Origin of the sequence: Asticcacaulis benevestitus DSM 16100 = ATCC BAA-896 (assembly GCF_000376105.1) — a bacterium.
Taxonomy (GTDB): Bacteria; Pseudomonadota; Alphaproteobacteria; order Caulobacterales; family Caulobacteraceae; genus Asticcacaulis; species Asticcacaulis benevestitus.
Genome location: NZ_AQWM01000005.1, coordinates 15,048 through 35,137, shown reverse-complemented (window position 1 = coordinate 35,137; position 20,090 = coordinate 15,048). Strand labels below are relative to the sequence as shown.

Genomic DNA, 20,090 nt, shown 5'->3' with positions numbered 1-20,090 from the left:
TAATGCTCTTAATAAGCTTCGGCGTCGATGATGAGATCGATGTCGTCGCCGACGATGGGCTCAAAATGGCCCAGGCCAAAGGCCTTGCGGCTGAGATGCGCGGTGGCGGAAAAGCCACAGCCCGTCTTGAACAGCGCCGGATTGAAGGCCTTCTTGTTGAAGGTGACCGCCAGAACTTCGCTGCGGGTAACGCCGTGGATCGTCAGGTCGCCGGTGACATTGGCTGTCGTCTCACCGGTTAATTCGACCTTCGTGCTTTTGAAGGTCGCGGTGGGGAAGCGGGCAATGTCGAAATAGTCGTCACCTTTCAGCAGGGCGTCGAAATCTGGCAGGGCGGTTGTCAGGGTGCGCATGTCGAGCGTGATGTCGACCGTGGACCGGCTGAGATCCTTGTCGTCGAGGATCAACGTACCTGTCGCACCCATAATCTTGCCAGAGGGATGCGACAGGCCGAAATGCGCGTACTGAAAAACGACCGATGTGTGGGTGGGTTCGAACGTCAGGCTGTCGGCCAGGGCTGGCGTTGCCGCCAGACCCAACGCCATACACAACGCGGCCAATCTGAACATTCGAACCCCTTAAGTCTTACTGAGCGTCAATACTACTGAGCGATGGCTTCAGCTTCGATGGAAAGATCGATCTGATCGCTGACGGCCGGGACGTAGGCGCCGATGCCGAAATCCGAACGGTTGATCGTGCCGGTGGCGGTGAAGCCGGCGTCGACCTTCTTCATCATCGGGTGGACGTCCTTCTTGTTGAGCTTGACCTTCAGGGTCACCGGCTTGGTGACGCCGTGGATGGTCAGGTCGCCGGTCACGTCGGCCGTTGTGGCGCTGGTCGGGACGACCTTGGTGCTCTTGAACGTGGCGGTCGGGAACTTGGCGGCGTCGAAGAACTGCTCGCCCTTCAGGTGTTCGTCGAGCTTGGCGACGCCCGTATTGATGCCGTCGATAGCGAAGGAGACCTCGACCGAGCTCTTGGCGGGGTTCGCTTCGTCAAGCGTCACCGAACCGACCGCATTCATGAACTTGCCGGACGGATGCGAGAAGCCGAAGTGGGTCCACTGGAAGATGACAGAGGTGTGGGTGTCGTCGAGCTTGTAGGTGTCGGCCGCGAAGGCTGGTGCCGAGGCGGACAGCAGGGCAAAGGCGAAAGCCGAAGCCGAGAAAACGGATTTAAGGGCGAACTTGGTCATGGGGGGCTCTTTTCAGTGAGTCGCGAAATGGAAACGTAACAATAGTAGTTACTGTTGCGGGTTTCAAGGGGGTACGCCAAAATCACACGCGAAATGTATCAGCCCACTATACGGCGCAAATGCGGCGATGGATTTCACCGTGAAATTATTGCGTGGCGGGCTTACAAGGCGCCCTCAGTATCCCATATGCAGGGCTTCCTACCTAACACAAAGAGGGACTAAATGTCTGAGGCTGTTCACATCGATATGTACAAGGCGTCCGTGCCGGTGGTGCTTAACGCGCTTACCAATCTGAAGGCCATTCTCGGCAAGGCGGAAGCCTGGGCGGCGGAGAAGAATGTCAAGGAAGCGACCGTGCTGAACGCCCGCCTGGCGCTCGACATGCTGCCGTTTTCCAAGCAGATCCAACTGGTCAGCGATACAGCCAAGGGCATTGCCGCGCGCCTGGGCGGGGTCGAGAATCCCGCCTATGCCGATGACGAAGCGACCTTCGCCGAACTGCACTCGCGCCTGCAAAAGACGGTCGATTTCGTCAGGTCGGTCGATGCCAAGGGCTTCGAAGGTTCGGAAACCCGCGAGGTTGTTTTGAAATTTCCGAGCCGCACCATGGAATTCACCGGCTTAAGCTACCTGACGGGCTTCGCCATCCCCAACCTGTTTTTCCACGTCACCACGGCCTATGCCATCCTGCGTCATTCCGGCGTACCGCTTGGCAAGAACGACTTTTTGGGCGGTTAGGCCTCAAACGTCTCGATATCGAAGCGCCTGAGTTCGTTGAGATAATCTTCGAGTCTGATCAGACCAAGGCAGGGAAAGGCCCCGGATGAAAGTCCGGGGCCTTTTTCATGCAGCCGTTTGGCCAGAAGGATCGCCGGTACGCACGGGATTTGCGGGCCATCATTCGACCTGGCGACGATGAACCACGAACGTTTTAACGGTGCGCCGTCGTGGCCTTGCCCGCTCACCGTGACATGCATGCCGCCGACATCGCTGCCAAAGGCATCAAAGATATTGCTGATCGCCAGCAGCGGTCTGGCCAGGGCCGGCAGGTTGAGCGGCAGTCCGGCGCGCACCAGTCCGGACAGTGCCCATAATCCCAGATGCATGAAGCCGAGTTCGAGGCCGGCACCGAAGCGGATCGAGGTCAGGTCATAGGCCTGGGGCAATAGATCGAGATCGGGAATGTCGCAGGTGCTCAAGTATCGCCGCCCCATGACCGGATAGGTCTGGGCATGGGTGTCCTGCCAGCCATAGGGACGGGGGTGTCCAGCGAAGGGCTTCAGGCGTTTGCCGACATAGGTCAGGATGGCTCGGGTGGTCGCCAGTCCGCGTTCCGCCTTCTGGCCGGGGGTGATGCCGAAATCGAGTGTTTCCAGACGGGCGAAGTGGGTCTTAAGATGATCAAGCACCGCCGACGACAGGCCTGGCACCGTGCTGGCACCGCTGATCAGACAAACGCCGGCGTCCCTGGCTTCGACATCGAGCTGACTGAAGTCACGCACGAAATCGCGGCCATCGGCAAGATCAATGTAATGTATCCCGGCTGCGATACAGGCGCGCGCCACAGCGTAATCGGCGCCCTGAAACGGTCCGCAGGTATGGATGACGACCGACGGCTTTTCGGCCTTTAAGGTCTCCACCAGCGGACCGTGAATATCAAGTGCCAGAGGCCGGGTGTTTGGCAGGTCACGGCACAGCGCCTTTGCCCTTTCGAGATCGCGCCCGGCAATGATCAGTGGCAGGCCATGGCGCGACAGGGCCTGCGCGATGCGTTTGCCAAAATTGCCGTAGCCGCCGAGGATGAGGATATCACGCGTCAAGGGCCATCTCCGTCACGGTAAAGTCGCCGGAATAGCTGTAGGCGGTCAGGCGGCCGAACGGCCCGCCCTTCAGTCCCATGGCCATACTGAAGCTCATGTCGCCGCTGGCCTCTTCAAAGGCAAAGCCCTTTCCGGCCAACAGCTCTCCCAGAAAGGTCACCGGCAGGTCGACGCCGAACAGTCGCCAGACATAGCCTTTATGAAACAGGCGCACCCTGCCATCCTCGAAGCTGTAGCCGCAGCGCCAGCCCAATCCGCTGGCCATATATTCGATGACATGATGCGGTGCTTGCGGCACCAGCTTCGAGCGAAAGACATGCGGCGCACGGCCCGGAAAGCTGAAGCGGCGCTCGAAGATAAAGGCGTTGGAATCGGGTTCGCTGTGAAACGCCACGGTGCACGGGACGTCATCGCCCGGCCACGGCGTCAGCATCCTGCTGAGCCGGAGCAGCGGTGAAAGGAAACGCAGCAAAGGGCCCATGCGGATGGTCAAAGTGCCGGTGACGGTGACGCGATCGCGCGTAAAACCACGGTTGGCGTAATGGGCTTTCAGCGCCGGCGGTAATGCGTCCCATTGCTCGGCGAAGACGGCTGCGAAGATGGGTGTTTTCACAGCGCAGGTCTCCCGAGAACCTTTAGCGCCAGGTTTCGCATACCTTTCAGCACCGGATAGGCCATATCGACCATCCCCTTGTTACGGAACAAAGCGACATTCAGTCGATTGAGCCAGCCGGATTCTGAACCGATCAGCGCCAGCAGGTGCAGGGCGTCCTTGCCATGATAAAGCCGGCCTTCGAACTTGACGACGATGCCCTGGTTAAGGTCAAGATTCTGTGCCGCGATCTCAGTCATCACCGGTTGGTCGGCAGCCTCACGAGCATTAAGGATATTCAGATGGCCGACCGATTGACGTAGGCGTACCATCTGCGCAGAAGCCGAACAAAAAGGACAGTCGCCGTCATAGACGAGCCATATCGGGTCAGCTTGTGATTGCGGCAGGGGCATGGGGGCGATAAGGTCCGATCCTCTCCAACACCTAACATGGGATAGCCTTGTCAGCCATGCTCTATTTCTGTGTCAAATGGCTGCATATTCTGTCCTCGACCGTGCTGTTCGGCACCGGTATCGGCACGGCTTTCTTCATGTTGATGGCCAATCTTTCGAAGGATATTCGGGCCATCGCCTTCGCCACGCGGACAGTGGTCATTGCTGACTGGTGTTTCACAACGCCGGCTATCATCATCCAGCCTCTGACCGGCTTTGCGCTGATCCATATCGCCGGCTATCATGTGACGGATGGCTGGCTGATGCTGGCCATGGCGCTCTATGTCTTTGCCGGCCTGTGCTGGTTGCCGGTAGTGGGGCTGCAGATCCGCATGAAGCGCCTGGCCGCCGAAGCACTGGCGACAGACGTGCCTCTGCCGGCGGCCTACTGGCGCTGTAACCTGTGGTGGCTGGTGCTCGGCGCTCTGGCCTTTCCCGCGGTGGTGGCGATTTTTTGGCTTATGGTCTTCAAACCGTTTTCATGACCTATGGCTGAGGTTGACAGATATAGACCCTTGCCAGGGCGCCGATTTTCTCCTTGAGGTCGTATCCGGTCCGGCCGCTGTCGCCAGATATATGGTTTCATAAGGGGGGACGAAGCCAGGCGCGAGCGATCAAGGCAGCCATCGAGGTGCGTTAATTTGCGGTTCGACACAGAGAGGTGTTGCAAGTGATCTTGGGCGGCCTATCTATTTAACAGTCATTTATCAAGGACGGTCGCCATGATCCAACTGCACACCTGGGGCACACCCAATGGCCGCAAGGTCTCCATCATGCTCGAAGAACTGGGTGTGCCGTACAGCCTGCATCCGGTCAATATCGGCAAGGACGACCAGTTCAAACCCGAATTTCTCGCCATTTCACCCAATAACAAGATACCCGCCATTGTGGACGAGGACGCTGACGGTGGTCCGCTTAACCTGTTCGAGAGCGGCGCCATCCTGATCTATCTGGCGGAAAAATATGGCCGCTTCTTGCCCACTATCCCGCACCAGCGTCATACGGTCATTCAGTGGCTGATGTGGCAAATGGGCGGCTTAGGGCCCATGATGGGCCAGCTTGGTTGGTTCGTGGTGTCGGACAAGAATCAGACGCCTGTCGGCGTCAACCGTTACGCGGCCGAGGTCGAGCGCCTGTTCAATGTGCTGGAAAAGCGACTGAGCGAATCGGCGCATGTCGGGGGTGACGAATATTCGATCGCCGACATCGCCATCTATCCGTGGATCACGCAATATCGCACCCGCGTGCCCGATCATATCGAGCCGCTGATTCAGGCGCGGCCTTTTATCAGCAAGTGGCTGGCGGAGGTGGGGCGACGTCCCGGTGTCGAGCGCGGCATGAAACTGCCCTAGGCTGTACTTTGGCAGGCGTAGCTGTCATAGGTTCCTTTTTTGAAAGATACCACGATGAACAAAGCCAAACACCGCCTGCTGACCCCGAACGAACTGGCCGAGCAGCGCAAGGCTCTGGCCCAGGCGCAACTCGACAAGATGGTAGCGGCGCAAAAGAAGCGCGCTGACGAGGCCGCCGCGAAAGCTTAGGCCTCCGCGCGTTTGGCGTCCTTGCGGCGCACGTAAAGGGTCTTGTGGACCTTGGCGATCACCGTGCCTTCGGTATCGACAATATCGACCTCAAATTCGGCGTCGTACTTGCCTTTTGTGTCGGCTTCCAGCTTGACGCGGGCGATCTCTTCCGGCGGAATATGGAAGTGCGCCCGCACATGCCGCCGGCCTGGCTTGAGAAAGCGGATCGCGGCCGCCTTGTCCCAGACGATATAGTCACGGCCCAGTTTGGTCATCAGTATGGCCATGAAAAACGGATCGCACATCATGTAGAGTGAGCCGCCGAACTGGGTGCCGACGACGTTTTTGTTCCACCAGCGCAGCTTCATCTCGACCGTGATGGCGGTGAAATCGGCCGAGTTTTCAATCACCCGGATACCGGCGCCGATCAGCGGCGGATACCAGTTGATCAGCTTGAAGCGGTCAGCCTTGGCCATGGGATTACCTTCGCATTGTTTCCGTAAACGTCAACATGAAGGCGGGGTGGTGTCAATATTTCATATTCACCGTAACCGGATTTCGACGTCTGTCGTATACATGGTAAGCTGCGGTAATTCGGGAGCGCGCGCGTGGACAAAACCAGTATTCATCCGTTGTGGTTGCGCATCATCCACTGGTCTAACGCCGTGGCGGTGGTGATCCTGATTATGAGCGGCTGGCGTATTTATAACGCCACGCGCTTCCTGCATCTCTATATCCCCGGCACCAATACGCGGCTGTTTCCCAATGAATGGACGCTGGGCGGCTGGCTGGGCGGCGCGATCCAGTGGCACTTCGCCGCCATGTGGATTCTGATGGCCAATGCGGTGCTCTATCTTGTCCTTTTTCTCATAACAAAGCGCAGCAAGCAGTTCCTGCCGGTGACACCGCAAGGCCTGTGGGATGATATCCGGGCGTTCGTTAACGGCCGGCTCAGTCACGCTGATCTGCGCCAATACAACGCCATCCAGAAACTGGCCTATCTCTTCGCCTTGGCTGATATGATCGTGCTGATCGCCTCTGGGCTGGTGTTGTGGAAATCGGTTCAGTTCGGCTGGTTGCGTGTCCTGCTCGGTGGTTACGAGACCGCGCGCTATATCCATTTCTTGGCCATGACCGGCTTATGCGCCTTTATCATTGTGCATGTTGTCATGGCCCTGCTGGTGCCGAAAACCATCAAAGCCATGCTGTGGGGACGCTGATATGACGCGGGACATCAAGAACGACGAAGAGGCGATCCTGAAAGAAGCGAATGGCCTGTTGAAAGACCCGGCCAAGCGCCGCCTGCTCGGCAATGTGCTGACGCTCGGGGGCTTGTCTCTGGCCACGGGTATTGCCCTCAATCACTACGGTTCGGTGAGGGAAATCCTCAAAGCGGTGTCGCGTTTTAACGATGGCGCGCAAGGGCTGATCTTCAATCCGGACGCGCTGGCCCCGACCTATAGCGAGGCCGATATCAAGGAACCATTCCCGTTCAATGCCTTCTATAGCGTCGACAAGGCGCCGGTGGTCGATCCGGGCAGTTTCCGGCTGGCGCTTGCGGGCAAGATCGCCGATCGCAGGCCGTGGGACCTGCCGGCGCTCTATGCGTTGCCGCACACCGAGCAGATCACCCGCCATATCTGTGTCGAGGGCTGGAGCGCCATCGGCCGCTGGGGCGGTGTGGTATTTTCAGAATTTCTCAAGCGGGTGGGGGCCGATACGACGTGCAAATATGTCGGTTTCAAATGCGCCGACGGCTACTTCACCTCGATCGACATGCCGACCGCCCTGCACAGCCAGACGCTTTTGGCCTTCACCTTCGATGGCCAGCTCTTGCCGGCGAAATACGGCTTCCCGATGAAGCTGCGGATGCCGACCAAGCTCGGCTATAAGAACCCCAAACATATCGTCGAGATCTTCGTCACCAATGTCTACCCCGGCGGTTACTGGGAAGACATGGGCTATAACTGGTTTGGCGGCAGTTAAAAAACCTCCTCCCCATCGAAGATGGGGAGGAGAGGTGTTATGCCGTCAAATCCACGAACGGGGCCTCCAGCGCGCGCGCGGCGTCATCCGGCGTGATGCTAAGCAACAGCCCGCGCTGGCCGGCATTGATATAGATCGTATCAAACAGTTGCGCCGTTTCATCGATCGCTGTCGGCGTCTTTTTGCGCTGGCCAAAGGGCGATATGCCGCCGACCTTGTAGCCGGTCAGGCGTTCGGCATCAGGTACCTTCATCATGTGGCCGGACTTGCCATGAAAGGCGGCCGCCATCTTTTTCATGCTGACCTCGCAATCGGACGGCACGACCACGCAGACCGGCTTGCCATCGACCTCGGCCATCAGGGTCTTGAAGGTTTGCGCGGCGTCGATGCCGAGAGCCTCCGCCGCCTGCAGCCCGACGCGCGGCGCATCGGGATCGTAGTCATAAGGGTGCAGGTCGAAGGCGATGCCGAGCTTGCTCAGCATCAGGGTGCCGGGTGTGGTTTTGGACATCAGCAGTCGTCCAGAAAAATCTTTACGTCATCTTCGCTGGTGGCGAAGCTGGTGACCAGACGGTAGGCATCAGGGCCTTCGGCGGGCCAGTTGTAGAAGCGGTGGCCCCTGGCGAACAGGCGGTCGGCGGTGGCTTTCGGCAGGGTGAGGAACAGTTCGTTGGCCTCGACCGGGTGGAGCAGGCCAACGCCGGCGCGGTCAATCAGGCCTTCACGCAAAGCGCTGGCCATGGCGTTGGCGTGACGGCCGAGATCGAGCCACAGGTCGTTATCCAGCAGGGCCTGAAGTTGTGCCGAAACATAGCGCGCCTTTGAAGGCAGTTGCCCGGCGCGCTTGTGGATATAGGCGAAATCCTCGATCAGATCGGGGTTGAGAATGATGGCGGCCTCGGCCAGCATAGCGCCATTTTTCGTGCCGCCGAACGACAGAATATCAACCCCGGCCACCACGTCGGCCGGTGCGCAACCCAGCGAAGCCACGGCGTTGGCGAGGCGCGCCCCGTCCATATGAACATAGAGGCCGTGCGCCTTGGCGAAGGCGGTGAGGGCGTTCAATTCATCGAGCGCATAGACCGTGCCGAGCTCGGTCGATTGCGTCAGGCTGATCACCTTCGGGCGCGAGGTATGCGGCGCATGACCCAGCGTCGTCTCGATCAGGTCACCAATGCTGGCGATGGTCAGTTTGGCGTGATCGCCTTCGAGTCCAATGATCTTGCCGCCGGTGAAGAACTCCGGCAGGCCGCATTCGTCGTTATTGATATGGCTTTGACGGTGGGCCAGGATCGACTCGTAAGGTCGGATCATCCGCGCCAGGGCCAGCCCGTTGCAGGCCGAGCCGTTGAACACCGGAAAGGCGCGGGCCTGCGGCGCGCCGAACGTCATGCGTACGGTTTCCTGCAGCTTTTCGGTGATCGGATCATGGCCGTAGGCCGGCACATTGCCGCTGTTGGCGTCGATCAGCGCCTGCATGACCTTGGGGTGGACGGGCGCGGTATTGTCGCTGGCGAAATTGGCCATGAGCACTCTCAACGGATGGGGAGAGACGTCTATAGGGTTTGCCGGCCTAGCTGTCGATGGGCTGATAATACCGCCCCGTGGGTTTCTCGCTGAGCAGGGCCATGACGGCGGAAAAATCTTTCGGATCGACGGCCGTGGCGGCGCGTTGATGGGCCCCGATACTGGTCCAGGTTTCGAGAACTATCAACCCTTAGTCATCGCTATCCACGTCCGCAACCTTAAGCAACATCTCGCAGCGCTCATTGCCTTCTACTGTCCGAATCTGGGTCACGATGCGGCGAAAAACCTCGGTCAGCGCCTCGAATTTTCCCGGTAAGGCCTTGAATTCATTCAATCTGGTAATGCTCATCGGCGGCTTCCTAAAATTAAAGTCTCTATACTTGCTGCATAGCAGCATAGGCTCAGATCACACTGTTTTTAGATTGTTCTACATACTTCGAATTAAAGTTGGCAACTGTTTGACATGACCGCGAGTCTTAACCGTCTTTTATAACTGTTGTGATATCCGAAGTGTATGAAATACCTTTTCCTCCTTCCGGCGCTGCTTTTGGCAGGCTCTCAGGCCACCGCCGCTGATCTCACCGTCGCGGTCAGCGATGCCGGTGGCAAGCCGGTTCCGAACACGGTGGTTACTTGGATACCGGCGGCCGGTGCGGCCATACCGGCGGCGGAAAAAGGCAAGGTCTTCGTCATGTCGCAGCAGAACGTTCAGTTCCTTCCGTATGTGCTTGCGGTGCCGGCCGGCGCCACGGTCAACTTCCCCAACAAGGACCGTGTCAACCATCACGTTTACTCGTTCTCGCCGGTCCAACCCTTTCAGTTTCCCCTGTATGGCAAGGGCAAAAGCCATATCATGAAGTTCGATCGTCCGGGCACCGTCGCGCTTGGCTGCAACATTCATGATTCGATGGCCGCCTATATCCGCGTCGTCGATACCCCCTTCTACGCCACGACCGATGGCACCGGCCGCGTCATGCTGAAGGTGCCCGATGGCGCCGGCAGTCTGGCGATCTGGCATCCGGGCCTTGATGCGCCGGAGCATCAGATGGCGCGCGCGCTCAAACTGGCCGGCCCATCGGCCCAGACCTTCAGCGTGAAGGTGCGCCCGTCTGCGCCCACGGCGGGTCAGTATTAGCATGCGTGACGTGTAACCCATGATCATGTTCAAGCGCCTTAGCACCAAGTTATCCGTTATGTTCGGCGGCCTTTTCTCTTTGGCCCTGCTGGTTATTGCGCTTGCCTGCTATATGGCGGTGGTCTCCTACGCCCGCACCTCGGTGCAGAAGGAACTGCAGGCCTCGGCCAGCGTGTTCCAGCGTATCTGGACGCTGAAATCCGAGGCGCTCCAATCCAATGCGGTGTTGCTGTCGCGCGATTTCGGCTTCAAATCCGCCCTGGCGACACGCGATAATATCACGGTCGAATCGGCCTTCGATAATCTGCAATCACGCCTGAACGTTGAGATCGGCCTGATCATTGGGCCTGACGGCAATCCGGTGGTCGGGGAAGCCGGCGCCTTAGGACAAAGTCTGGCCGCCGCACTGCGCAGCAAGGATGAGTTCAATTCCGATACGGCCGCACTGACCGGTATTGTCGCTATCGACAGCCACCCCTATCAGGTGATGGCGGCGCCGGTCATGGCGCCGGATCGCCTCGGTTGGGTCGTCTTCGCCCAGCGTCTCGAAGGCCCTGAAATGCACAACCTGCAAGGCCTGTCGTCCATCCCGATCAAGTCGTCGATCCTGACCCAGACGCGTGGCGGCCTGTGGCTCGGACCTACGGAGCAGACCAGCGACTACAAGCCAAGTTCCTTGAGCTTCTTTATCGATCAGAGCCTGCATACCAAGGCCGCGAGCATGATCGGCAGCAACCACGGCACCATGATTGCGGTGGCCACCTCGCTGCCCAATCTGGATAACAAACAAAAAAGCGTCCTGCTGCTCAGCTATCCACTCAGCGAGGCGCTCAAGTCCTATCAGCCGCTCCTGACCGTCCTGCTCGGCATCGGTCTTCTCGGCCTGACCTGCGTCATTATCGCCAGCCTTTATCTCGCCAGCAACCTGACCCGTCCTATCCTGGCGTTGAAAGATGCCGCCTTCGCCTTGCGCGACGGCAAGCCTGGCCAGGTCAAGATCACCACCCATGATGAAATGGCCGACCTGGCCTCGGCCTTCAATGACATGGCCGTGTCGATCGAGGACCGTGAACGCGATATCACGCGTCTGGCCAAGACCGATCTGCCGACCGATCTGCCCAACCGTTCTGCCTTTGAAGATCATATCGCCCGACTGCGTGAGCAGGGTGTGGAAAATGGCGTCGTGGTCGTCTGTATCGGCATCGACCGCTACGCCCATATCCGCGCCGTTTGGGGTGTTTCCTACGCGCACACGCTTGTGTCGCGTCTTCAGGATATTCTCATCCGCATCTTCGCTAATGCCTATATCGCACGCCTTTCGGCCGATACTCTGGGACTGTGCCTGAACCCGTGCGAAGCCGAGCAGGCCCTGCCATTGGCCCGCGCCATCGCCGCGCGTCTCGATAAGCGCATCAAGGTGACGGATGATCAGAGCCTCGACGTGCTGGTGTCGCTCGGCGTCTATCATATGGCCAATGCGCGTCCGAGCGCTGATGAAATGATCGAACGCGCCCTGATCGCCCTTGATCAGGCGCGCGCCAGTAAGGCCAAGATCGCGCTGTTTGATCCGCGCATCTATTCGGAACTGGCTGATACCCTGCTGCTGACCGACCAGCTTTACGCCGCCCTGCAAAGCAAGGTGCTGGAGGTCTGGTATCAGCCCAAGTTCAGCTATCGTGAGGGCAAGATCACGTCGGTCGAGGCGCTCGTGCGCTGGAATCATCCTGAGCGTGGCTTCGTGTCGCCGCAGCGCTTTGTCGCCATCGCTGAGGAAACGGGCGCCATCCGCGATCTGACACTCCAGGTGCTGCAGACCTGTCTGGCCGATCAGGGACGCCTGAAATCGGCTGGTTTTAATCTCGATGTCAGCATCAACTATTCCGGACGCTTGCTGTCGGACGAAGGTTTCAACGCCAAGGCGCTGGCCCTGTGCGATACGGCGGTTGGGCAGATTTGCCTCGAAATCACCGAAACCGCAGTCATCGAAGACCCCAAGATCGGGCTGGCGGCGATCAACACCTTTGTCAGCCGCGGGCTGGAAATCTCGATCGATGATTTCGGCACCGGCCTGTCATCATTGGCCTATCTCAAGCAGATTCCGGCGCATGAGCTGAAGATCGATCGCTCTTTTATTATGGAGATCGAGAGCGGCCAGCGTGATGCGCTTCTGGTGCGCTCAACCATCGATCTGGCCCACGGCCTCGGCATGAAGGTGACGGCGGAGGGGGTCGAAACGGCCGCTTCGTTTACTCTGCTTCAGGCTATGGGCTGCGATATTGCGCAGGGCTATGGCATCGCCAAACCCATGCCGTTTGGCGATCTGGTGCTGTTCCTCAATGACTTTGCCGGCGTCGGCGCTACCAAGTCGAAAATGCCGGTTTACCGCAAACGCAAGGCAAGCTGAGCCATGAAGGCCCTTCCGACGAAAACGATCGGGTGGCTCGCTCCCGCATTTTGGGCTTCACTTTGGCTTTGCAGCGGTGTCGCACAGGCCGAGACGCAACTCTTCGATCCGGGCACCTATACGGCCTGGATTGATCTGCGTGTGGCTACCGCAGATGGTGAACGCGACTGGCTGGATGGCGGCTTTGGCAAGCTCAGATATGGCGATGAAACAACCGCCAGCATCGCTCAGGCGGCGGTGCTGTGGAAGCCGCAGTTCACCGATACCCTTTCGGGCTATATGCTGCTGCAGGGCGTATCGGATGCGGAAGTGCCGCTCGGCGTCGAAGAGGCCTACATACAATGGAAACCTGTGCCGAAGTCAGGCTTTCGTTATGGTGTGCGCGCCGGCCAGATGTTCCCGCCCGTTTCCATGGAGCATGACGGTACGGGCTGGACGCCCTCGCGCACGATCACGCCCTCAGCCATCAACTCGTGGATTGGCGAAGAGGTGCTGGTGCGCGGGCTCGAGGTCAATGCGCAGCAAACTTTTGGCGGGCACAGGCTGGGCCTGACCCTGGGCGGGTTCACGCGCGATGATACGGCAGGCACGCTGCTGAGCTGGCGTGGCTGGGCGTTGCACGATATTTCTTCGGCCGATAACAGCGAACTGATGTTACCCGACGGTGAAAATCAGGGCTGGTATCGCATTTTTCATGACAATCAGGCGGAGATGAGCCGACCTGTGGTCGAAGTCGACGGGCGCCTTGGCTATTATGTCCGTCTCGATTGGAAGGCGCCAGCGGCGCTTGCCGTCAATGCCGAATTCTATGACAATCAGGGGAATCCGAACGCGGTGCGTAACGGCCAGTGGGCCTGGGGCACCCGCTTTTATAATCTGGGTGCCGCTTACCGACTGACGGCGACAGATGAGCTACTCAGTCAGTATATGGTCGGTCATACGATCACCGGCTGGCAGGTCGGACGGGGGCGTTATGTGGTCGATGTCGGTTTCGAGTCGGCTTATGTGCTGTGGTCGCACAGGTGCGACAATGGCAGCCGCCTGACCGGGCGTTTTGATTATTTCGCCGCCAAGGATCATTCGCGCCGGCAGATCGATGACAATAGCGAAACAGGCTACGCCGCCACCCTGGCGTGGCTGAAACCCATGAGTGATCACCTCGATGTCGCCGTCGAAGCCCTTCATGTCGTCAGTGATCGTCCGGCACGCGCTACGCACCTCCTGACGGCTCAACAGGGGCAGACGCAGCTACAATTGGCGCTAAAGTTACATCTCTAAGTAGTTTTTAGCCCTGTAATGGGGCTTCAAATGTCGTGACGATTCGGTTTTTTCGCATAAATTGCGGCCATTAAAGAGCGGAAATTTGCGCGAATGATTCGCATATCCCGGTTGACGGGCGGCCTATTTCAACTCAGGGGATGTGGTGAGGGCGTGTCCACACCGGGGGTCCGCGACATTGCAGTGCAAAATGTGGGACATTTTGAACACATACAAAGCCAGTATAAAGGGAATCTAAAGATCATTTGCCAATAAAAAGTCTGTATTCAGATCTTTCACTGGTCAATGTACTGAAATGAAACAGCAAAAAGGCTCCTTGAGAACAAGGAGCCTTTTTAAGCTTATGGCGGAGAGGGTGGGATTCGAACCCACGGTAGGCTTCCACCTACGCCGCATTTCGAGTGCGGTACATTCGACCACTCTGCCACCTCTCCGTACAAGGGGGAACCACGTAAATCCTTCTATTACAAAGGATATTAGCGCCTGATTCTGGGCGGCTTGCGCTGCCAGGGTCGATCAGAGGGCGTGTCTCTACTGAAAGCTCGGGCAAACCGCAAGCCCTTTTCCGATCTTTATGAGAATTTTATAATGCGGGGTGGGGGTGCTATAGCTTTTTAATGGCGAAGTTTGACCTATATGCCGCTATGTACGGCTTCAATCCGATAAGCGTGTCTTTCTGGTGTCAGTTCTCGCCAAAGCGGATAAAAAAGTGCATATTTCACGCCGAAATCGTATTTGGGTGCTATGCAAAACGGGTTCGGAAAGTTAAGAAGCTTTGTACTAAGGTTTCAGTCGAGTTGATCGACTGTTCGTTGGATGGCCATGAGAGGGCAATAACATGAAACACATCTTGCTGGCGAGCGCTGCTCTCGCCGCGATGGCGGTAGCGGGTTCCGCTGCTGCCGAACAGGCAAACGGTTGGTACGGGGCAGTTGACCTCGGCTACAACTGGAAGTCGGATTATAAGGCTCGTTCGCAAGGCGCGATGCCTGACGGCGGCGCTTACGTTTATAACGTGGCAACGGATGACGACTGGGCTGGCTTCGCCCGTCTCGGTTACCGTTACAGCCCGAACTGGCGCGTCGAATTTGAAGGCGGCTACCGCCCTGGCGACATCTCGTCGGCCCGTGGCTTCGCCCGTACCTATCCTGGCTCGGCCGCTCTGGTCGACACCGCGATCTGCACCACCGGTGTGATCCGCGGCGCGGCTGATCCTTGCGGTTCGCCGAAGGGTTCGTTCGAACAAACCACCGTCATGGTCAACCTGTACTATGACATCATGCCTGAGTCGCAGTTCCATCCGTTCGTCGGCGCCGGTTTCGGTCTCGACAGCGTGAAGGCGAAGATGCTCGGTCAGCTCTCCACGAGCCCGGCTGGCACGGTTTCCGATCTGAGCCTGCAAGGCAAGGACACGGTTGCTGCCTATCAACTGCTCGCCGGTATGGCCTGGGAGCTCTCCGAGCGCCTCAGCCTCGACGTGACCTACCGTTATCTGGACGCTGGCAAGGCCAAGTTCAATGCCGGTATTGAGCCGAACGGCACTTGGCAGGATCCTGACACCTTCGTTGGCAAGTTCAGCGACCAAACTCTGACGGTCGGCCTGCGTTGGGCCTTCGGTCAGGAAGCTGCGCCTCCTCCTCCCCCGCCGCCCGCTCCTGAGCCGGCTCCGGTCGTGGAAACGCCTCCTCCCCCGCCGCCGCCCGCCCCTGAGCCGGTCAAGTACGAAGCCCGCGAATTCATCGTGTACTTCGAATTCGACAAGTCGGCCCTGACTGCGGACGCACAATCGGTTGTCGCCGCTGCCGCTGACTACGCCAAGACCGGCAATGCCGCTCGCATCGTTGTCGTTGGTCACACGGATACCTCCGGTTCGGCCGCTTACAACATCAAGCTTTCCGAACGCCGCGCCAAGACCGTTGCTGATGCCCTCGCTGGCCTCGGCGTTGACGGCTCCAAGCTGGCTGTTGATTGGAAGGGTGAATCGGCCCCCGCAGTCGCCACCGGCGACGGCGTGAAGGAACCGCTGAACCGCCGTTCGACCATCGACATCACGTTCTAATAAGAACGCGTCGATTTAGGATAAAAGAAACCCGGTCTGACTATGTCAGGCCGGGTTTTTCTATGCCCAAACCCTGACATGGGGTGATGACCGGCCAATGTGACAATCAAGTCGCACTTGTTGCGCATGTGACGTCTGTCACAAAAACTTCGCAAGTTTTGTAAAAAAATTGACACATAAGCCGTTAAAAAAACGACAGCAAAATCATCTGACGTCAACAACGCGTGAAGCCATCGGTTTGCGCGATGGGGTTCTGCGTCTCTAAGGGGTGGCTATGCTTTGTATTTTAACCTGGAGAGGGATACTCCCATGAAGCTCACGAAAACGATCATTTTGGCCGGTACGGCCTTGACGGGCTTGTTTGCCACCACGACCTATGCGCAAACCACTGGCTCGGATGCCGTGGAAGCTACGGTTGTCGTGACCGGCCGCCGCGGCCCTAAGTCGATTGACGGCGCACTGACCAAGGAAAACATTTCCAAGTCGCGCTCGACCATCACTCAGGATTACCTCAAAACCCAACTGCCGGGTCAGACGGTCCTGCAATCGATCAATCTCGTCCCTGGTGTCAACTTCACCAACAACGACCCCTACGGCAGCTCGGGTGGCAACCTTCGCATTCGTGGTTTCGATGGTAGCCGCGTGTCGCTGACTTTTGACGGTGTGGCGCTGAACGATACGGGTAACTATTCCATTTATTCCAACCAGCAGCTTGATCCGGAACTGATTGAAACGGCGGCTGTTAACCTGGGCACGACCGACGTCGACAGCCCCACGGCTTCGGCAACCGGTGGTACGGTTTCGTACAAGACGGTTAAGCCAACCAAGGATTTTGGTGTTGATCTCAGTGGTTCGCTGGGTTCGGACAACTATACCCGCGCTTTCGTAATGGTAAATACAGGTGAGATCGCTGGTTTTACCTCGTATCTGACCTATTCGCAGACGCAATATGACAAGTTCAAAGGCCCAGGTAAGCTGGACAAAAAGCAGGTCAACGGCCGCATCTACCGTCCGCTGAATGACAATGGTGACTTTGTTAGCCTGTCCGCAAACTGGAACGTCAACCGCAACGCCAATTATCGGAATATGTCGATTGCGGATTTCAAGAAAAATCCCGATCTTGACTATGATAAGACCTGCGTAAATGTAGCGCCAGATAACAAGAATGATCCTCAAATTCAGACTTACCCGGGCTGTACCAACTTTTACGGTCAGCGTATCAATCCGTCAGATACCGGTAACTTACGCGGCCAATTTAAATACCATGTTCTTCCGAACCTTGTTTTCACCTTTGATCCGTCGTTCCAATACGTTCTGGCCGAAGGCGGTACACAATTTGAAAACGTCAATGAAAAGGACAGCCGCCTCGATCTGTCCGGCACCAACGTAACGCCGCCGTCCCCAACTAATAACGGTGACAAAAACGGAACAGGCCGGGATCTTAACGGTGATGGCGATACAAAGGATACCATCACTTTGTGGCGTCCGGCAACGACCAACACGCATCGCTATGGCGTGTCTTCCTCGCTTATCTGGGATATCAATGACCATAACCGTATCCGCGGTGCCTATACGCTCGATTACGGTCGTCACCGTCAAACGGGTGCCTTCGGCTATTTGAACGCCGATGGTACGCCGGTCGATATCTGGGGTGGCCGTGAAAATGCCGCCAATGCTGTCACAGCGCTCGATGGCAACGTGCTGCAAAATCGCAACCGCTTCTCGATCGCCAAGCTCGAACAACTGGCCCTTGAATATCGTGGTCAGTTCTTCGACAACAAGCTGGTTGTGAACCTCGGCGTTCGCGCACCGGTCCTGACGCGCGAGCTGAACAACTATTGCTATCAGCCTTCAGGCGGCGACTTCCCGCGCTGCACCACAGAAGCGCCGAGCGCACCGACAGGTAGCGGCAACGTAACCCTGCCAACGAGCGGCTCGGCCACCCAGCAGTATATTCCGCCGATCAGCTTCGAGAAAGAATACAAAAAGACCCTGCCGAACCTCGGCGTCTCCTATGCCTTTACCGAAACACAGTCGGTTTACGCTTCCTATGCTGAGCAAATTTCAGCCCCGCGTACGGACAACCTCTACAAGTACAGCCGTGCCGCTGCTGCTGATTCTCCGCTGGTCGTCTCGGTCGCTGAACCGGAAACCACCAAGTCGATTGATATCGGTTATCGCTATCAGTCCTCGACTATCCTGCTCTCAACCGCCTTCTGGTCCACAAAGTTCAAGAATCGTCTCGTTACGACCTTCGATCCTGAAACTCTGCTTTCGATCGAGCGTAACGTTGGTGATGTTGATCAATACGGATGGGATGGTCAGATCGGCTGGCAGGCCACTGAGGCGCTCTCGCTCTATGGCTCGGCGTCTTATAACCATGCTGAACTTTCGAACGACCTGCAACTGAGTCCAACCACCTTCCTGCCGACCAAGGGTAAGATGCTGGTGGAAACGCCGGAATGGACCTATAGCGGCCGTATCCAGTGGAACCCGATCTCGCAAATCCAACTGGGCTTGCAAGGTAAGTATGTCGGCGAACGCTTCACGACCGATGTCAATGACGAAAAGGTGGATGCCTATACCGTGTTCGACCTTGACGCCACCTACACCCTGCCATTCGCCAAGGCGACGTATCTGCAGGTCAATGTCACCAATCTGACGGATGAAGTTTACCTCGGTTCTCTGGGGTCGGGCCTGAATGCTCAACCTATTCTTGATGTCGACCCGACACAGGTGGGCAATCAGGTTAAGAACGCTGTAACCACCTTCCACTATCGCGGTGCACCGCGCACCACGATGATTACACTGAAGACCAAGTTCTAAGTCTTATTAGTTCTTGATCACAAGAACGGCCCTCGTTTTTCGGGGGCCGTTTTTTTGTGGGAATGGTGGTCAAATCGGCAGGGCTTGTGCTAATAGCCCAATCACACAGCCGGCGCCGTAGCGGAATGGTTATCGTAGAGGCCAATCGGTAGGGAATATTCAGAATGACACGTAGTGTTCCAGCGGAATGGGAAGCGCACAAGGCTCTTTGGCTTGGCTTTCCCAGTCACGAAAACCTCTGGCAGGAAGATCTGATTCCGGCGCAGGCCGAGGTGGCCGCCCTGGCGCGCACCCTGTGCGAACTCGGCGATGAAAACGTCAAGCTGATGGTGATGGGCGAGGCGGCGCGTGCAGCTGCCGAAGAATTGCTGGGCGATATCAAACGGCTTGAAATTATCGATGGCCGGTTCGGCGATATCTGGTTTCGTGATACCGGTCCTATTTATGTCAGCGATGATGCCGATGACGACGACATTCATCAGGCCCTGCCGATCAGCTTTCTCAACAATGGCTGGGGCGGCAAATATCACCTGAAACACGACGATGAGGTTGCGCTGCAAATCAGCCAGGCCGATGGCTATCCGCAAACCTTGCAGGATTTTATCCTCGAAGGCGGCGCGCTCGATCATGATGGCCACGGCACCGCGATCACCACGCGCCAGTGCCTGCTCAATCCGAACCGAAATCCCGGCTGGACGCAATCCCTTGCCGAAGAGGCGCTGTTCCAGTCGCTCGGCATCCGCAAGGTCATCTGGCTCGATGATGGCCTGCTGAACGATCATACCGATGGCCATGTCGATAATCTGGCGCGTTTTGTGGCGCCAGGCGTTGTCGCCTGTCCGGTGTCCTTTGGCCGCGAAGACCCCAATGCCGAGGTTTATGACGCCACGGCGCGACTGCTTTCCACCCAGCATGACGCGCGCGGCCAGGCCTTGCAGGTCGTGCGTATTCCGTCGCCCGGCGAAATTCTTGATGAGGATGGCGAAATCGTTCCGGCCTCCCATATGAACTTTCTGATCGCCAATGATTGTGTGGTGGTGCCGATCTATGAGGATCGTCCCGGCGAACTGGCGGTGGAGGCTCTGCAAAGCCTCTTCCCGGAACGCCAGGTGCTCGGTCTGTCATCACGCGCCATCCTCACGGGCGGTGGTTCGTTCCACTGCATTAGCCAGCAAGTGCCACTTATTAAGGCGTAGCCTTAATAAGCTTTTTTAGAACTCAAACGCCGTATGGCTTTACGCGCACCAGAAACGTTCTTTGGGCGCGGCGGCCGGTCGGCCTTGCCAAAATACT

General features: G+C 57.7%; 22 protein-coding genes and 1 tRNA gene. 12 read left to right on the top strand and 11 right to left on the bottom strand.

Annotation, left to right across the window (positions count from 1 at the left end; all coding sequences use genetic code 11):
• Positions 1-8: 8 nt before the first annotated feature.
• Together B060_RS0108530 and B060_RS0108525 are read right to left on the bottom strand one after the other, a co-directional pair.
• Positions 9-569 (bottom strand): YceI family protein, encoded by a 561-nt coding sequence (locus B060_RS0108530; RefSeq protein ID WP_040401750.1) that lies wholly within the window; start codon positions 567-569, stop codon positions 9-11.
• 32 nt (positions 570-601) lie between these two features.
• Positions 602-1,195, bottom strand: coding sequence for a YceI family protein (locus B060_RS0108525; protein ID WP_018081354.1), 594 nt, complete (start codon positions 1,193-1,195; stop codon positions 602-604).
• A gap of 222 nt (positions 1,196-1,417) precedes the next feature.
• Between B060_RS0108525 and B060_RS0108520 the strand changes: the two genes are divergently transcribed.
• Positions 1,418-1,933 (top strand): DUF1993 domain-containing protein, encoded by a 516-nt coding sequence (locus tag B060_RS0108520; RefSeq protein WP_018081353.1) that lies wholly within the window; start codon positions 1,418-1,420, stop codon positions 1,931-1,933.
• Here the strand turns inward: B060_RS0108520 and B060_RS0108515 are convergent.
• Genes B060_RS0108515 through B060_RS0108505 form a run of 3 tightly spaced genes read right to left on the bottom strand, consistent with a single transcriptional unit; the run spans position 1,930 to position 4,020 of the window.
• Positions 1,930-3,015, bottom strand: coding sequence for a saccharopine dehydrogenase family protein (locus B060_RS0108515; protein WP_018081352.1), 1,086 nt, complete (start codon positions 3,013-3,015; stop codon positions 1,930-1,932). The two genes, B060_RS0108520 and B060_RS0108515, sit on opposite strands and share 4 nt — an antisense overlap.
• Positions 3,005-3,628, bottom strand: coding sequence for a DUF4166 domain-containing protein (locus B060_RS0108510; RefSeq protein WP_018081351.1), 624 nt, complete (start codon positions 3,626-3,628; stop codon positions 3,005-3,007). The genes B060_RS0108515 and B060_RS0108510 overlap by 11 nt, the downstream gene beginning before the upstream one ends.
• Positions 3,625-4,020 (bottom strand): DCC1-like thiol-disulfide oxidoreductase family protein, encoded by a 396-nt coding sequence (locus tag B060_RS0108505; protein ID WP_018081350.1) that lies wholly within the window; start codon positions 4,018-4,020, stop codon positions 3,625-3,627. The genes B060_RS0108510 and B060_RS0108505 overlap by 4 nt, the downstream gene beginning before the upstream one ends.
• 56 nt (positions 4,021-4,076) lie before the next feature.
• Here B060_RS0108505 and B060_RS0108500 point away from each other — a divergent pair, with 56 nt between their 5' ends.
• The 3 genes from B060_RS0108500 to B060_RS28215 all read left to right on the top strand — a co-directional run bounded on the left by B060_RS0108500 (position 4,077) and on the right by B060_RS28215 (position 5,600).
• Positions 4,077-4,544: a DUF2269 family protein gene (locus B060_RS0108500; protein WP_018081349.1), complete on the top strand. Its 468-nt coding sequence runs from the start codon at positions 4,077-4,079 to the stop codon at positions 4,542-4,544.
• Positions 4,545-4,781: 237 nt separating this feature from the next.
• Positions 4,782-5,411, top strand: a complete 630-nt coding sequence (locus B060_RS0108495; RefSeq protein ID WP_018081348.1) for a glutathione S-transferase N-terminal domain-containing protein — start codon at positions 4,782-4,784, stop codon at positions 5,409-5,411.
• 54 nt (positions 5,412-5,465) lie between these two features.
• Positions 5,466-5,600, top strand: coding sequence for a hypothetical protein (locus B060_RS28215; protein WP_018081347.1), 135 nt, complete (start codon positions 5,466-5,468; stop codon positions 5,598-5,600).
• Here the strand turns inward: B060_RS28215 and B060_RS0108485 are convergent.
• A complete protein-coding gene (locus tag B060_RS0108485) occupies positions 5,597-6,058 on the bottom strand; it encodes a DUF4442 domain-containing protein (RefSeq protein WP_018081346.1) in 462 nt (153 codons plus the stop codon). The two genes, B060_RS28215 and B060_RS0108485, sit on opposite strands and share 4 nt — an antisense overlap.
• 132 nt (positions 6,059-6,190) lie before the next feature.
• Between B060_RS0108485 and B060_RS0108480 the strand changes: the two genes are divergently transcribed.
• Both B060_RS0108480 and B060_RS0108475 read left to right on the top strand, forming a co-directional pair.
• Positions 6,191-6,802 carry a cytochrome b/b6 domain-containing protein gene (locus B060_RS0108480; protein WP_026172704.1) on the top strand — a complete coding sequence of 204 codons (612 nt, stop codon included), beginning with the start codon at positions 6,191-6,193 and terminating at the stop codon, positions 6,800-6,802.
• A 1-nt stretch (position 6,803) separates the two neighbouring features.
• Positions 6,804-7,568 (top strand): molybdopterin-dependent oxidoreductase, encoded by a 765-nt coding sequence (locus B060_RS0108475; protein WP_018081344.1) that lies wholly within the window; start codon positions 6,804-6,806, stop codon positions 7,566-7,568.
• A 37-nt stretch (positions 7,569-7,605) separates the two neighbouring features.
• Here the strand turns inward: B060_RS0108475 and ybaK are convergent, their stop codons facing one another.
• Genes ybaK through B060_RS0108455 form a run of 4 tightly spaced genes read right to left on the bottom strand, consistent with a single transcriptional unit; the run spans position 7,606 to position 9,444 of the window.
• Positions 7,606-8,079 carry a Cys-tRNA(Pro) deacylase gene (gene ybaK / locus B060_RS0108470; protein WP_018081343.1) on the bottom strand — a complete coding sequence of 158 codons (474 nt, stop codon included), beginning with the start codon at positions 8,077-8,079 and terminating at the stop codon, positions 7,606-7,608.
• Positions 8,079-9,095: a threonine aldolase family protein gene (locus B060_RS0108465; protein ID WP_018081342.1), complete on the bottom strand. Its 1,017-nt coding sequence runs from the start codon at positions 9,093-9,095 to the stop codon at positions 8,079-8,081. Before B060_RS0108465 ends, ybaK begins: the two co-directional genes overlap by 1 nt.
• A 46-nt stretch (positions 9,096-9,141) precedes the next feature.
• Entirely contained in the window at positions 9,142-9,282 is a 141-nt protein-coding gene (locus tag B060_RS27130; RefSeq protein ID WP_018081341.1) for a hypothetical protein, read from the bottom strand.
• 3 nt (positions 9,283-9,285) lie between these two features.
• Positions 9,286-9,444 carry an antibiotic biosynthesis monooxygenase family protein gene (locus B060_RS0108455; RefSeq protein ID WP_155847572.1) on the bottom strand — a complete coding sequence of 53 codons (159 nt, stop codon included), beginning with the start codon at positions 9,442-9,444 and terminating at the stop codon, positions 9,286-9,288.
• A 165-nt stretch (positions 9,445-9,609) separates the two neighbouring features.
• Here B060_RS0108455 and B060_RS0108450 point away from each other — a divergent pair, with 165 nt between their 5' ends.
• Genes B060_RS0108450 through B060_RS0108440 form a run of 3 tightly spaced genes read left to right on the top strand, consistent with a single transcriptional unit; the run spans position 9,610 to position 13,912 of the window.
• Entirely contained in the window at positions 9,610-10,230 is a 621-nt protein-coding gene (locus B060_RS0108450) for a cupredoxin domain-containing protein (RefSeq protein ID WP_018081339.1), read from the top strand.
• Between the two features lie 19 nt (positions 10,231-10,249).
• Positions 10,250-12,634 carry a bifunctional diguanylate cyclase/phosphodiesterase gene (locus tag B060_RS0108445; protein WP_018081338.1) on the top strand — a complete coding sequence of 795 codons (2,385 nt, stop codon included), beginning with the start codon at positions 10,250-10,252 and terminating at the stop codon, positions 12,632-12,634.
• Positions 12,635-12,637: 3 nt separating this feature from the next.
• Positions 12,638-13,912, top strand: a complete 1,275-nt coding sequence (locus B060_RS0108440; protein WP_018081337.1) for a hypothetical protein — start codon at positions 12,638-12,640, stop codon at positions 13,910-13,912.
• A gap of 344 nt (positions 13,913-14,256) precedes the next feature.
• On the opposite strand, the gene B060_RS0108435 is transcribed toward B060_RS0108440, so the two are convergent.
• Positions 14,257-14,346 (bottom strand) — tRNA-Ser (locus tag B060_RS0108435).
• Between the two features lie 404 nt (positions 14,347-14,750).
• On the opposite strand from B060_RS0108435, the gene B060_RS0108425 reads away from it, so the two are divergent.
• The 3 genes from B060_RS0108425 to B060_RS0108415 all read left to right on the top strand — a co-directional run bounded on the left by B060_RS0108425 (position 14,751) and on the right by B060_RS0108415 (position 19,993).
• Positions 14,751-15,971: an OmpA family protein gene (locus B060_RS0108425; protein ID WP_018081335.1), complete on the top strand. Its 1,221-nt coding sequence runs from the start codon at positions 14,751-14,753 to the stop codon at positions 15,969-15,971.
• Between the two features lie 309 nt (positions 15,972-16,280).
• Positions 16,281-18,797 carry a TonB-dependent receptor gene (locus B060_RS0108420; protein ID WP_018081334.1) on the top strand — a complete coding sequence of 839 codons (2,517 nt, stop codon included), beginning with the start codon at positions 16,281-16,283 and terminating at the stop codon, positions 18,795-18,797.
• A gap of 164 nt (positions 18,798-18,961) precedes the next feature.
• A complete protein-coding gene (locus B060_RS0108415) occupies positions 18,962-19,993 on the top strand; it encodes an agmatine deiminase family protein (RefSeq protein WP_018081333.1) in 1,032 nt (343 codons plus the stop codon).
• Positions 19,994-20,090 lie beyond the last annotated feature (97 nt).